Source organism: Paracidovorax anthurii, assembly GCF_003269065.1.
GTDB lineage: Bacteria > Pseudomonadota > Gammaproteobacteria > Burkholderiales > Burkholderiaceae_C > Paracidovorax > Paracidovorax anthurii.
The window spans coordinates 68,834-81,647 of the sequence record NZ_QLTA01000001.1; the positions used below are offsets into that span (position 1 = coordinate 68,834).

11 protein-coding genes are annotated in these 12,814 nt (G+C 72.5%); 10 read left to right on the forward strand and 1 reads right to left on the reverse strand.

The annotated features are described in order from the left end of the window. Positions 1 to 29: 29 nt before the first annotated feature. From AX018_RS00340 to AX018_RS00350, 3 genes are all read left to right on the forward strand, one after another. The gene (locus AX018_RS00340) at positions 30 to 668 is read left to right on the forward strand and encodes an MBL fold metallo-hydrolase (protein WP_111875270.1); all 639 of its coding nucleotides are present in this window, start codon (positions 30 to 32) and stop codon (positions 666 to 668) included. A 161-nt stretch (positions 669 to 829) separates the two neighbouring features. Next, positions 830 to 2,338, forward strand: a complete 1,509-nt coding sequence (locus AX018_RS00345) for an SLC13 family permease (RefSeq protein WP_111875271.1) — start codon at positions 830 to 832, stop codon at positions 2,336 to 2,338. A 1-nt stretch (position 2,339) separates the two neighbouring features. Then, the gene (locus AX018_RS00350) at positions 2,340 to 3,302 is read left to right on the forward strand and encodes a lactate/malate family dehydrogenase (protein ID WP_111875272.1); all 963 of its coding nucleotides are present in this window, start codon (positions 2,340 to 2,342) and stop codon (positions 3,300 to 3,302) included. A 103-nt stretch (positions 3,303 to 3,405) separates the two neighbouring features. On the opposite strand, the gene AX018_RS00355 is transcribed toward AX018_RS00350, so the two are convergent. Then, positions 3,406 to 4,302, reverse strand: a complete 897-nt coding sequence (locus AX018_RS00355) for a M48 family metallopeptidase (protein ID WP_111875273.1) — start codon at positions 4,300 to 4,302, stop codon at positions 3,406 to 3,408. A 187-nt stretch (positions 4,303 to 4,489) separates the two neighbouring features. Between AX018_RS00355 and AX018_RS00360 the strand changes: the two genes are divergently transcribed. The 7 genes from AX018_RS00360 (at position 4,490) to AX018_RS00390 (ending at position 12,753) form a co-directional block, all read left to right on the forward strand. Continuing rightward, positions 4,490 to 5,836 carry an AmpG family muropeptide MFS transporter gene (locus AX018_RS00360; protein WP_111875274.1) on the forward strand — a complete coding sequence of 449 codons (1,347 nt, stop codon included), beginning with the start codon at positions 4,490 to 4,492 and terminating at the stop codon, positions 5,834 to 5,836. A 104-nt stretch (positions 5,837 to 5,940) separates the two neighbouring features. Beyond that, complete coding sequence (locus tag AX018_RS00365; protein ID WP_111875275.1) at positions 5,941 to 6,660, forward strand: response regulator; 720 nt, start codon at positions 5,941 to 5,943, stop codon at positions 6,658 to 6,660. 314 nt (positions 6,661 to 6,974) lie between these two features. Next, the gene (locus AX018_RS00370) at positions 6,975 to 8,234 is read left to right on the forward strand and encodes a HAMP domain-containing sensor histidine kinase (RefSeq protein WP_111875276.1); all 1,260 of its coding nucleotides are present in this window, start codon (positions 6,975 to 6,977) and stop codon (positions 8,232 to 8,234) included. Positions 8,235 to 8,451: 217 nt separating this feature from the next. Next, positions 8,452 to 8,667, forward strand: a complete 216-nt coding sequence (locus AX018_RS00375; RefSeq protein WP_146749176.1) for a hypothetical protein — start codon at positions 8,452 to 8,454, stop codon at positions 8,665 to 8,667. Between the two features lie 120 nt (positions 8,668 to 8,787). Continuing rightward, positions 8,788 to 10,638 carry a DUF6421 family protein gene (locus AX018_RS25395; protein WP_211322337.1) on the forward strand — a complete coding sequence of 617 codons (1,851 nt, stop codon included), beginning with the start codon at positions 8,788 to 8,790 and terminating at the stop codon, positions 10,636 to 10,638. Positions 10,639 to 10,678: 40 nt separating this feature from the next. Beyond that, positions 10,679 to 11,545 (forward strand): branched-chain amino acid transaminase, encoded by an 867-nt coding sequence (locus tag AX018_RS00385; protein WP_111875278.1) that lies wholly within the window; start codon positions 10,679 to 10,681, stop codon positions 11,543 to 11,545. Positions 11,546 to 11,673: 128 nt separating this feature from the next. Then, complete coding sequence (locus AX018_RS00390; protein ID WP_111875279.1) at positions 11,674 to 12,753, forward strand: NAD(P)H-dependent flavin oxidoreductase; 1,080 nt, start codon at positions 11,674 to 11,676, stop codon at positions 12,751 to 12,753. Positions 12,754 to 12,814: the final 61 nt, after the last annotated feature.

Below are 12,814 nucleotides of genomic sequence, written 5' to 3' on the forward strand. Positions count from 1 at the left end.
CGGCCTTTAAGACTCCGTTGCGTCCCCCCATGCTCCACTACCACACCATCCCCGTCACCGCCTTCCAGCAGAACTGCTCCCTCGTCTGGTGCGACGCCACCCTGTCCGCCGCCGTGATCGACCCCGGAGGCGATCTGGAGCAGGTGCTGGCCGAGGTGGAGCGCCGCGGCCTGCGGCTGGAGCAGATCTGGCTCACGCACGCGCACATCGACCACGCGGGCGGCGCGGGCGAGCTGGCCGAGCGGCTGTCGCTGCCGGTCACCGGGCCGCACCCGGGCGATCAGTTCTGGATCGACGGGCTGGCGCAGCAGAGCGCGATGTTCGGCTTCCCGCCCGCGCGGCCGTTCACGCCCGCGCGCTGGCTGCACGACGGCGATACGGTGCAGGTCGGCCACGAGACGCTGCACGTGCGCCACTGCCCGGGGCACACGCCGGGGCACGTGGTGTTCCACGCGCCGCAGATCGAGCGCGCCTTCGTGGGCGACGTGCTGTTCGCGGGCAGCATCGGCCGCACCGATTTCCCGATGGGCGATCACCAGCAGCTCATCGACAGCATCACGCAGCGGCTCTGGCCGATGGGCGACGCCACGGTGTTCATCCCCGGCCACGGGCCCGAGAGCACGTTCGGGCGCGAGCGGCGCAGCAACCCCTACGTGGGCGGCACCTGACCCGGCACGGGCGGGCGGCGGGCCATCCGTGCCGCCTTGATGCCCGTCAATATCCCGCGGCGGCCCCGCGGGCATGCTTTCACATGAGTTGAGGCGCGGCGCAATCGGGAGTTTCCCCAGGGTGCCGCGCCCCACGGCCTTCGACCGTGAAAGCATCCTCCATGACGACGTCCGCTCCCCTTCCCGTTCCGCCGATCGCCTCGCAGCCCGAGCCCAGCTCCAACCGCAAGTTCGGCTTCCTGCTGCTCGCGCTCGGCCTCTATGCGCTGGTGCTCGCGCTGCCCACGCCCGCCGGGCTCTCGTCGTCCGGCCAGGTGGCCCTGGCGCTGCTCGCGCTGGTCATCACGCTGTGGATCAGCGAATGCGTCTCGCCGGCCAACAGCGCCGTGATCCTCACCGGCATGGCGGTGGTGGGCCTGATGGGCAAGCCGCTCACGCCCGGCGCCAAGCCCATGGGCTCGTCCGACGCGCTCACGGTGATGCTGGGTGGCTTCTCGTCCACGGCGGTGCTGCTGGTGGCCGCCGCGCTGTTCCTGGCGGTGGCGCTCAAGCACACGGGGCTGGACAAGCGCGTGGCGCTGCTGGTGATGAGCCGGGTGGGCCTCTCGCCCGCGCGGCTCACGGTGGGCGCGATGCTGGTGGGCTTCGTGCTGGCCCTCTTCATCCCCTCGGCCACGGCGCGCGTGGGCGCGGTGATCCCGATCATGGTGGGCATCACGGCGGCGCTGGGCCTGCCCGTGGGCAGCAGCCTGGGCGCCACGCTGATGATCGTGACGGCGCAGGCGTGCTCGATCTTCAACATCGCCGTGAAGACCGGCGCCGCGCAGAACCTCATCAGCCTGAACTTCATGCAGGGCGCCTTCGGCCACACGGTGACCTGGGGCGAATGGTTCCTCACGGCCCTGCCCTTCACCATCGGCATGGGCCTCGTGCTGTTCCTCGTCTCGCTCTGGCTGCTGCGACCCGAGGTGCCCGTGGCCGAGAACGCCGCGGAGCGCCTGCGCGAGCAACTGCGCGCCCTGGGCCCGGTGACCGCGCCCGAGAAGCGCCTGATCGCCGTGGCGCTGCTGCTGCTGGTGCTCTGGTCCACCGAGGGCGCGCTGCACCCCTTCGACACCACCACCACGACGCAGCTGGGGATCGCGCTGCTGCTCATGCCCAAGATCGGCGTGATGCACTGGTCGCAGGCCGAGAAGCTCGTGCCCTGGGGCACGGTGGTGCTGTTCGCCGCCTCGATCTCGCTGGGCACGCTGCTGCAGCGCACCGGCGCGGCCGGCTGGCTGGCGCAGCAGACGCTGGGGCAGCTGGGCCTCTCGGCCCTGCCCGTGGTGTCGGTGATCGCGGCGCTCTCGCTCTTCAGCATCGTGCTGCACCTGGGCTTCGCGTCGGCCACAGGCCTCGCGAGCACGCTGATCCCGATCTTCATCGCCTTCGCGCAGACGCTGCCCGTGTCGAAGGAGACCGCCTTCGGCGTCGTGCTCATCCAGAGCTTCGTGGTCTCGTTCGGCTTCATCCTGCCGACCAACGCGCCGCAGAACATGCTGTGCCATGGCACGGGCGCCTTCGGCACGCCGCAGTTCGCCAAGGTGGGGCTGCTGGTGACGCTGGCCGGCTTCGCGCTGATCCTGCTGCTGTCGGTCACTCTGTGGCCCCTGATGGGGGTGCTCTGACATGGGCGCGCGCATCGGCGTCGTCGGCGCGGGCCAGGTGGGCGCCGCGGCCAGCTACCTGCTGTCGTCCACGCCGGGCGTGAGCGACATCGTGCTGGTGGACCTGGACCCCGCCCGCGCCGCGGGCGAGGCGGCGGACATCGGCCACGCCGCCGCCTTCGGCACCGCGGCCCGCGTGCGCGAGGGCTCGCATGCCGACCTGGCCGGCGCCGACGTGGTGGTCATCACGGCCGGCGCGAGCCTGAAGCCCGGCCAGACGCGGCTGGAGCTGCTGCACCAGAACCTGCGCATCGTGGACCGCATCGTCGGGCAGGTGCTGCGCGCCGCGCCCGAAGCCGTGCTGCTCTTCGCCACCAACCCCGTGGACGTGATGCCCGCCATCGCCGTGCAGCGCTGGGGCGTGGCGCCCGGGCGCGCCATCGGCACGGGCTGCACGCTCGACTCCATCCGCTTTCGCGACCGGCTGGCCCACCACCTGGACGTGGCGCCGGGCTCGGTGCACGCCTACGTGCTGGGCGAGCACGGCGACTCGGAGGTGCTGCACTGGTCCAGCGCGCAGGTGGGCGGCGTGCCCATCCTCGACTTCGCCGCGCAGCGTGGCCGGCCCATCGACGAGGCGCTGCAGGGCGCCATCGCGGAAGACGTGCGCACCGCCGCCTACCGCATCAAGGCGGGCAAGGGCGTGTCGAACTTCGGCATCGGCGGCTGCATCGCGCGGCTGGTGCGCGCCATCGTGGGCGACGAGCGCAGCGTGTTCGCCGTCTCCACCTTCCTGCCCGAGCTGCTGGGCGTGCGGCAGACCTGCGTGTCGCTGCCGCACGTGGTGGGCGCGGGGGGCGCCTCCCGGCCCTTCGTGCCGCCGCTGGCGCCGCCCGAGGCCCGGGCGCTGCGCGCGAGCGCGGCCGTGCTGGCCGAGACGATCGCGGGCGGCATGGACGCGCTGGCGGGCACCGGCCCGGGATGAGGCGGACGCGGGCCGCGACCCGCACCGCCGATTGCTACATATTCAATAGCAAACTATTCAATAAACACGGCGACATGGACGGCCTTTTGCTCCCATACCGCCCTCAGCCCCGCCGCGCGGCCTGGTAGAGCCCCTGCACGCGCGGCACGTTCTGCTCCAGCTCGCGGATGCGGTCCGGGCCGCTCGGGTGGGTGGAGAGGAACGCCAGCCCGCCCTGCCCGCCCGTGGCATCGCCCATCTTGCGCCACAGGCTCACCGAGGCCTCGGGGTTGAAGCCGCCGCGCGCGGCCAGCTCCAGGCCCACGAGGTCGGCCTCGGTCTCGTCGCCGCGGCTGAACTTGAGCGTGAGCAACTGCGTGCCCAGGTTGGCGGCCGCGTTGCCCAGGTCGCCCAGCCCCAGCAGCTGCGCGCCCAGCGACAGGCCGATGCTGGTGGCCTGCGACTTGGCCAGGCGCGCGCGGGCGTGCTCGCGCAGCGCGTGGGCCATCTCGTGGCCCATGACCATGGCGGCCTCGTCGTCGCTCAGCTTGAGCTGGTCGAGGATGCCCGTGTAGAAGGCGATCTTGCCGCCGGGCATGCAGAAGGCGTTGATCTGCTTGCTGCCGATCAGGTTCACCTCCCACTTCCACTGCCGCGCGCGGTCGTTCCACTGCGGCGTGAACGGGATCAGGCGCTGGCCGATGCCACGCAGGCGCTGCAGCTGCGGGTGGCCGTCGCCCGCCAGCGCGCGCTGCGCCTTGGCCTTGGCGAGCATCTGGTCGTACTGCTGGTCGGCCGCCGCTTCGAGCTGCTCGGCCGGCACCAGGCGGCGCATGGACGAGGCGGAGCCCACGTCCACCTGCGCCAGCGCGGGCGCCGCCGCGGCCGCCCCGGCCGCGAGCAGGAAGCCGCGCCGCGCCTGCCAGGGGCCCGCGCGCAGAGCGCTGCAGAAACGGCATCCGGCATCGGCGTGGGGCGACGCGGCGGTCGCCAGAGGGGGGGTCAGGAGGTCGTTCGGCATGGTGGGAGCGAGCTAGAGTGCGTGATGCACTTTGACGTACCCGCAAAAGTGCATCACGCACTCTAGTGCACCCGCCCCGGGGCCGCTGTAGGCGGGCGCGCAAAAACGGCGACCGGCGCGAAGCCCCCGGGGCTCGGGCGGCGGTGCGGATAATGCCCGGCGGGCCGCCCCGCCCGCTCCAACGTCCATGAACCACGCACCCTCCCCCGCCCCGACCCCGGCCTCGACGCCTTCCCGCTCCTGGCGCGCCGCCTGGCGCGTCTATCGCGAGCCCGCCAGCCTGCGCATGCTCGCGCTGGGCTTCTCGGCCGGCCTGCCGCTGCTGCTGGTGCTGGGCACGCTGTCGTTCTGGCTGCGCGAGGCGGGCGTGGACCGCACCACCATCGGCTACCTGAGCTGGGTGGGGCTGGCGTATGCGTTCAAGTGGGTGTGGGCGCCGCTCGTGGACCGCATGCCGCTGCCGCTGCTCACGCGCGCGCTCGGGCGCCGGCGCAGCTGGCTGCTGCTGGCGCAGGCGATGGTGATCGGCGGACTCGTGGGCATGGCCTTCAATGATCCCCGGGTGGCGCTCGCGCCGCTGGTGTGGTGCGCGCTGGCGGTGGCCTTCGGCTCGGCCACGCAGGACATCGCGCTCGACGCCTTCCGCATCGAATCCGCCGACACCGACCGGCAGGCGGCGCTGGCCGCCACCTACCAGACCGGCTACCGGCTCGCGATGATCTGGGCCGGCGCGGGCGTGCTGTGGCTGGCCGCGCGCGCCGAGGTGCCCGATGCGGCGGGCTACCAGGGCAGCGCCTGGCGCTTCGCGTACCTCGCCATGGCCGCGTCGATGCTGGTGGGCGTGGTGACGGTGCTGTGCTCGCGCGAGCCCGCGCCGCGCCCGCTGCCGCCCGCGCGCACGCCGGCCGAATGGCTGCGCGGCGCGCTGGTCGAGCCCTTCGCGGACTTCGTGCGGCGCTACCGCTGGCAGGCGGCGCTGATCCTGGCGCTGATCGCCGTCTACCGCATCAGCGACGTGGTGATGGGCATCATGGCCAACCCGTTCTACGTGGACATGGGCTACACCAAGGACGAGGTGGCCGCCGTGACCAAGGTCTTCGGCGTGCTGATGACGCTCGCGGGCGCCTTCGTGGGCGGGGTGCTGTCGATGCGGCTGGGCGTGATGCGCGTGCTGATGCTGGGCGCAGTGCTCTCGGCGCTGAGCAACCTGCTGTTCGCCTGGCTGGCCCTGCGCGGGCACGATCCGGTGGGGCTGGTGCTGGTGGTGTCGGCCGACAACCTGGCCGGCGGCATCGCCTCGGCGGCCTTCATCGCCTACCTCTCGGGGCTCACCAACGTGCAGTATTCGGCCACGCAGTACGCACTGTTCAGCTCGATGATGCTGCTGCTGCCCAAATGGATCGCGGGCTTCTCGGGGCGCTTCGTGGACGCCTTCGGCTACGGCGACTTCTTCATCGCCACGGCCGTGCTGGGCCTGCCCGTGCTGGTGCTGGTGGCGCTGGCGGCGCGGGTGCACGCGCGCCAGGGAGCATGACGCCCGGACGCCGGTTTACCTAACTTTACGGAGACTTCAACGCCCCGAGAAGCGCCGGGGCGAGCATAAAGCCTCCGCCTTTCGCGGAAGAAGAACCACAGCCCATGAGTACCGCCCAACTGTTGATGATCGAAGACGACTTCCGCCTCGCGCAGATGGTCATCGAATACCTCGGCCAGTCGGGCCTGGAGGTCGCGCACATGGCCGACGGCCAGAGCGGCATGGCGCGCCTGCAGGGCCACGATGCCGGCCCGCTGCCCGACCTCGTGATCCTCGACCTGATGCTGCCCGACATGGACGGGCTGGACGTGTGCCGCCGCATCCGCTCGCTGCCCGGCCCGGCCGCGCAGGTGCCGGTGCTGATGCTCACCGCCAAGGGCGACCCGATGGACCGCATCATCGGCCTGGAGATCGGCGCCGACGACTACCTGCCCAAGCCCTTCGAGCCGCGCGAGCTGCTCGCGCGCATCCGCGCCATCCTGCGCCGCCGCGAGAACGGCCCGGCCGCGCCCTCGCAGGCGCTGCGCTTCGGCACGCTGGAGATCGACCGCGACGCGCGCTCGGTGGCCGTGGGCGGCCAGCCGGCCGAACTCACCTCCTACCAGTTCGACCTGCTGGTGGCGCTGGCCGAGCGCGCGGGCCGCGTGCTCACGCGCGACCAGATCATGGAGGCCGTGCGCGGCCGCGAGCTGGAGGCCTTCGACCGCTCCATCGACGTGCACATGGGCCGCATCCGCGCGGCCATCGAGGCCGACCCCAAGAACCCGCGCCGCATCCTCACCGTGCGCGGCGTGGGCTACGTGTTCGCCAAGCAGCAGGACTGATGATGATGATGGGCATCCCCCTGAGCGGCTGCGCCGCTTCCCCCTTCTCTCGCCGCGCTGCGCGCGGCGGGAAGGGCGGAGTGAGGGCCGCGGCTCCATGCCCGCCTGCGCGGGCATGGACGGCCCGAACGCCCCTTGCCTCTGGCAAGGGGCTGGACGCCGGTGGCCGGGCGGAGCCCGCTCCACGGCGTCCGCTGGCGTGGCCTGCTCCGCGGCCATCGGACCGGCGGCCGCCGTGCGCGATTCGCGGGCTGCGCGCATGGCGCAGCGCAATGGACCACCGAGCCGGCGCAAACCGCGCCTGAAATCAACCCATGTCCAATCCGTTCTCCCGCCGCCTCTATCTGCGCATCTGGCTTGCCGTGGTCGGCGGCGTGGCCGTGCTCACGCTGGCCGTGGGCTGGGCGTGGCGCATCGCGGCGGAGCAGAACGCGCTCACGCAGCCCGCGCCACCGCCGCGCGAGATCGTGCTGCTCGATCCCTCGGGCCAGCCGGTGCTGCGCGGCCTGGCGATCCGCGTGCCGCCCTCGGCGGGCGGGCCGCCCGAGGGGCTGGAGTTCCGCGTGGAGGCCGAGGGCGCCGAGCTGCCCTACACCCTGCAGTTCTCGCCGCGCATCCGCCCGCCGGGCCACGACCGGCGCGGCGGCGGCCCGGAGGCCGCCTTCTGGACGCGCCCGCCCTTCGGCTTCCTCTGGATGCTGGGCCTCGTGGGCGTGGCGGTGGCCGTGGGCGTGTTCCCCATCATCCGCCGGCTGCTCCAGCGGCTGGAGAACCTGCAGCGCGGCATGCAGCGCTTCGGCGAGGGCGACCTGTCGGTGCGCGTGGCCGAGCACGGCCATGACGAGGTGGCCGACCTCGCGCGCCAGTTCAACGCCGCGGCCGCGCGCATCGAGACGCTGGTGGCCTCGCACAAGTCGCTGCTGGCCAATGCCTCGCACGAGCTGCGCTCGCCGCTCACGCGCATCCGCATGGGGCTGGAGCTGATGCAGGGCAGCACGCCCTCGCCCGCCTTTCGCGCGGAGATCCTGCGCAACATCGCCGAGCTGGACCAGCTCGTGGACGAGATCCTGCTGGCCAGCCGCCTCGATGCGCGCGAGGCCGACATGGGCACCGTCGAGGCCGTGGACCTGCTGGGCCTGGCCGCCGAGGAATGCGTGCGCGTGGACGCCGAGCTGGACGCCGGCACCACCGGCGACACGCTGGAGGCGAGCGGCGTGGCCAAGCTGCTGCGCCGCGCGCTGCGCAACCTGCTGGAGAACGCGCGGCGCTACAGCCAGGGCGAGATCACCGTGGTGCTGCGGCGCGTGGGCCGCTACGCCGAGGTGCGCGTGTGCGACCACGGCCCCGGCGTGCCGCCCGCGCAGCGCGAGCGCATCTTCGAGCCCTTCTACCGCCTGCCGGGCGCGAGCGAACGCGCCGGCGGCGTGGGGCTGGGCCTGTCGCTGGTGCGCTCCATCGCCGAGCGGCACGGCGGCAGCGTGCGCTGCGAGGACCGGCCCGACCGCCAGAGCGGCGCCTGCTTCGTGCTCACGCTGCCGCTGGCGGGCACAGCCGCGCACCCGCCCGCACCCTGAGAACGTGTTCACGATCTGGCGGTCCCGGCCGCCGCGCCGTGCCATCCGGTTACACATAAACAATCGTTAGGCACCGATTTCAGAACGCCGACGGTTTCCAGGGGCCCGAATTAGCCGCTTCCCCCGTATGCTACTTTCCGCCCTACGGAACACCCCTGGGCACTCCCGCACGCAGCGGCACGGACCCCGCGGGGCCCGGCCGGGAAAGAAGCATCCGATGAGTGAACTCCGCGCAGACATGCCCCCCTGGCCAGGACAGCGGCTCCATGCGCTGGCGGCGGCGGTGGCCGCCATGGCCGCCCGGGGCAAGGGCATGCCGGAACGCGCGGCGCCCGTGCAGCCGCCCGTCCGGCCCGCGCCGCGCTCGCCGCTCTTCCTGATCACCCACACGCATTGGCCGGCCTGCGCGCGGCCGGACCACGCTCCGGACTGACGCGGGTTCACCGCCGGGGAGGCCGGGCGGGGCCGAAGCAACGCAGCGCCCCCCTCCCGCCGATGGCGAACCCGCATGGCCCCCCGGCCGCGCCGCGCGCGGCCTTCACAAGGAACTGACATGGCAATCGAGCACATTGAAGTCATTCACACACTGGGGCCCGCGGGCACCAATTGCGAGGCCGCGGCCCACGAGTGGTTCCGGCGCCAGGGCCGCCAGGGCGCCGTGCACCTGCACCCCACGCTGGAGGTGGCCGTCGAGTCCCTCAAGGACGACCCGCGCATCGCCCTGCTCGGGTGCGTGGCCTACCCGGACCTGCACACGCTGGTGTTCTCCAACCTCGAACGCTTCCAGATGCTGGACATCTTCGTGATGCCCACGTTCAACATGATCCTCGCCTCGCGCACGGGCGAGCCGCCCGCCACCGTCGCCACGCACCCGGCGCCGCAGAACCTCGCTCCGGCCGGCGCGCAGCTCTCGTTCGCCAACAGCAACGCGCAGGCCGCCCTGGACTGCCACCTCGGCAAGACCGAGGGCTGCGTGACGACGGCCAAGGCCGCCCGGTCGCTGGGCCTGAAGACGGTGCGCGATTTCGGCCCGGTGGCCATGGGCTTCACGATTCCACGCCACCGCATGAATGCCCACCGAACCGCCCCGGCCCGGGCCCGCCCGCACCGCGGTGCGCGGCAGGAAAACCATCCCCAGGGCCCGACCCTCGCCCTCCTCGACCCGATGAAGACCACCCAACAAGACAAGACCGTGCAGTCGCTGGAACGCCAGCTGAACGCCTTCCGGCAGCGGCAGACGTTCGACGGCAGCATTCCCGATCCCACACCGCAAGACATCGCCGCGCTGGGCCGCATCCAGGCCACCGGCACCCTGCTGCACGCCCGCTACGGGCAGGCCCGCATGATCGGCGCGTGGGAGCAGGACATCGCCGCCTGGCTGGCCGCCGGCCTGGACACCCCGCCCTGCTTCGACCGGGTGCGCGATGCATACCAGCCGCCGCCCAACGGCCTGGACGGCCTGTTCATCGGCCCGGTGATCACCGCCAACGGCCCCCCGCCCCGGGGCTACCACCTCGAATTCTTCATCGCGCGGCGCGAGGACCCGCCCGAGGTGAGCGATCTCGAATGGACTTATCCGCACCCCAAGAACAAGTGCGAATCCGCCCGCCTGCTGGCCGCCTCCGCCGGCTTCATGGAAGGCAACTGCATCGTCTTCTTCCCGGAGAACATCCGCGCGCGCGACAAGGTCAGCCACCAGCAGTACGCGCTGTTCTTCTTCAACAAATTCCAGAAGATCTACGAAGAGATCACGCTGCGCAACACCACCACCTTCATCGGCGCCGACCTGGCCGAGGCCTGGATGGGCGCCTCGCGCGGGATGGCGCCCGAGGACTGCTACCGCGCCCGCTGCGTGTGGGGCTACCTGCACGACTACTACCACCACCGCGGCCCGATGCCGCTGGACACGAACCTGCAGCTCAAGCTGAACTGGCACGCCGGCCTGCTGGAGGAGATCAAGGTGGACAGCCAGGTGGTGCTGGAATGCCTCGACCCGCGCATCGCCTACGGCGCCTCGGTCATCGAGTTCGTGCTGCTGGAGCGGCTGTTCCGCTACCCGCTGCAGGTGGACGTGTGCCGCAACTTCGACTCCGGCACGGGCGTGTTCCTGTTCGAGTGGCTTGCGGAGCACGGCGCCATCGCGCTCGACGGCGGGCGCATCACCGCCTTCGGCCGCGAGGCGATCTACGGCGCGCTGCGCTCGCTGGTGGAGACCATCGAGGCGCTGGAGCGCTCCGCGCGCGGCGACGACTACAAGGCCCTGGCGCGGCAGTTCGTGTACCGCTACCTGCGCCCGCCGAGCCAGGAGGGCGACCGCTTCGACATCCCGCCGCGCATGCGGGCCGTGCTGGACGCCGCGCACCGGCCCGAGCGCGAGCTGCAGTTCGCAGACCTCGCGTATTGACCCGCGTGAACGCCATCCCGACAGCAAGGAGAACGCAACGATGAGCGACCTGGCCCGGACCGTCCGGCACATCTGGCTGGACGGCGAAGTGGTGGCGGGCGAGCAGGCCCGGCTGCACGTGCTGAGCCACGGGCTGCACTATGCGCAGAGCGTGTTCGAGGGCATCCGCGTGTACCACGGCGCGCCCTTCCGGCTGCGCGAGCACAACCAGCGGCTGATCGATTCGGCGCGGCTGATCGGCTTCGATCTGCCCTTCGATGCCGAAACGCTGGACCACGCCACCCTGGACCTGCTGCGCCGCGAGAACGTGCGCACCGGCTACATCCGCCCCGTGGCGTGGCTGGGCAGCGAGACGCTGTCCATGCTGCCGGCGGGCGCCACGCCCCACGTGGCGATCGCCGCCTGGGACTGGCCCGACATCTTCGGCCCCAAGGCGCGCAGCGAGGGCATCGCCCTCTCGGTGTCCGAATGGCTGCGCCCCGGCCCCGCCTCCACCCCCGTGCAGGCCAAGTGCGCCGGCAACTACGCGCTGGCGGTGCTGAGCCGGCATTCGTCCGAGCGCAAGGGCGCCGACGATGCGCTGCTGCTGGACGCGCAGGGCAACGTCGCGGAATCGACGGGCGCCAACCTGTTCATGGCACGCCAGGGCATGCTGGTCACGCCGCCGCCCGACTACGTGCTCAACGGCATCACCCGCCAGACCGTGTTCGGCATCGCGCAGGCGCTGGGCATCCCGGTGGAAGAGCGCCCCATCGCCCCGCAGGAGCTGTGGGCAGCGGACGAGGTGTTCCTGTGCGGCACCGCGTACGAGATCCAGCCCGTGCGCGCCATCGACGCGCACGCCTTCGCCGTGGGCGAAATCACCCGGGCCGTGTCGGAGCGCTACCGGGCCCTGGTGGGCGCCTGACCACTCGGCGCACCGTCCCGCGCCCCACCCGGCGGCGCGGCGCCGGTGCGTAGTCCACCGGACTGGATGCGCGCGCCCGGGCCCGACATACTCCGGTGGACCCGATCGAGCCCCCCAGGAGACACACCATGCCCGCATCCCTGCCCTCCACCTTCGGCCTGCGCCTGCCCGTGATCCAGGGCCCCATGGCGGGCGCGGACACGCCGGCGCTGGCCGCCGCGGTATCGGCCGCCGGCGGCCTGGGCATGCTGGGCTGCGGCATGCGCTCGCCCGACGCCATGGCGCAGGCCGCGGCCGAGGTGCGCCGCGCCACCAGCCGGCCCTTCGGCATGAACCTCTTCGTGCAGGACACGCCCCGCCCCGACGCCGCCACGGTGGAGGCCGCGCTCGCACGGCTCGCGCCGCTGTATGCGCGCTTCGGGCTGGAGCCCGCCGTGCCCGCGCAGTGGTGCGAGGACTTCGCGCAGCAGTTCGAGGCGCTGCTGCAGGCCCGGCCTGCGGTGGCGAGCTTCACCTTCGGCATCCTCACGGCGGCGCAGGTCGGGCGGCTGCACGCTGCGGGCTGCACCGTGATCGGCACCGCCACCACGGTGGCCGAAGCCCGCGCCTGGGAGGCGGTGGGCGCCGATGCGGTCTGCGCCTCGGGGCCGGAGGCCGGCGGCCACCGGGGCACCTTCCTGGGCGACTTCGACGCCTCGATGGTCGGCACGCTGGCGCTCGTGCCGCAGTGCGCGGACGCGCTCTCCATCCCGGTGATCGCGGCCGGCGGCATCATGGATGGCCGGGGCATCGCCGCGGCGCTGGCGCTGGGCGCGCAGGCGGTGCAGATGGGCACGGCCTTCCTGGTGTGCGACGAGTCGGGCATCGGCCCCGCCTACCGCCAGGCGCTGGCCGGCGCGCGCGAGACCGGCACGCGCACGACGCGCATCTTCTCGGGCCGCCCCGCGCGGGGCATCGTCAACGCGATGATGGAGGCCCTGGCCGGCGCGGAAGCCGACGTGCCCGCCTACCCCGTGCAGAACGCGCTCACCGGCGCCCTGCGCAAGGCCGCGGCGGCGCACGGCGATGCGCAATACCTCTCCCTCTGGGCCGGCCAGGGCGTGACCCTCGCGCGGCCCCTGCCCGCGGCGGCGCTCGTGGAGCGGCTCGAAGGCGAATGGCACGCGGCCACCGCCGGCCTGGCCTTGCCACCGGTTGCTACTATTTAGATAGCAAACTCTCTAGCAAAATCGCCGACGTGGAGGCTCCCGGGGCCTGAAATCGGGGTTT

Bases quoted from the DNA above. Each gene is read 5' to 3' on its own strand.
- AX018_RS00365 (WP_111875275.1), top strand. From the start codon at position 5,941: ATGAGTACCGCCCAACTGTTGATGATCGAAGACGACTTCCGCCTCGCG.
- AX018_RS00355 (WP_111875273.1), bottom strand. From the start codon at position 4,302: ATGCCGAACGACCTCCTGACCCCCCCTCTGGCGACCGCCGCGTCGCCC.
- AX018_RS00340 (WP_111875270.1), top strand. From the start codon at position 30: ATGCTCCACTACCACACCATCCCCGTCACCGCCTTCCAGCAGAACTGC.
- AX018_RS00350 (WP_111875272.1), top strand. From the start codon at position 2,340: ATGGGCGCGCGCATCGGCGTCGTCGGCGCGGGCCAGGTGGGCGCCGCG.
- AX018_RS00390 (WP_111875279.1), top strand. From the start codon at position 11,674: ATGCCCGCATCCCTGCCCTCCACCTTCGGCCTGCGCCTGCCCGTGATC.
- AX018_RS00370 (WP_111875276.1), top strand. From the start codon at position 6,975: ATGTCCAATCCGTTCTCCCGCCGCCTCTATCTGCGCATCTGGCTTGCC.
- AX018_RS25395 (WP_211322337.1), top strand. From the start codon at position 8,788: ATGGCAATCGAGCACATTGAAGTCATTCACACACTGGGGCCCGCGGGC.
- AX018_RS00385 (WP_111875278.1), top strand. From the start codon at position 10,679: ATGAGCGACCTGGCCCGGACCGTCCGGCACATCTGGCTGGACGGCGAA.
- AX018_RS00375 (WP_146749176.1), top strand. From the start codon at position 8,452: ATGAGTGAACTCCGCGCAGACATGCCCCCCTGGCCAGGACAGCGGCTC.
- AX018_RS00345 (WP_111875271.1), top strand. From the start codon at position 830: ATGACGACGTCCGCTCCCCTTCCCGTTCCGCCGATCGCCTCGCAGCCC.
- AX018_RS00360 (WP_111875274.1), top strand. From the start codon at position 4,490: ATGAACCACGCACCCTCCCCCGCCCCGACCCCGGCCTCGACGCCTTCC.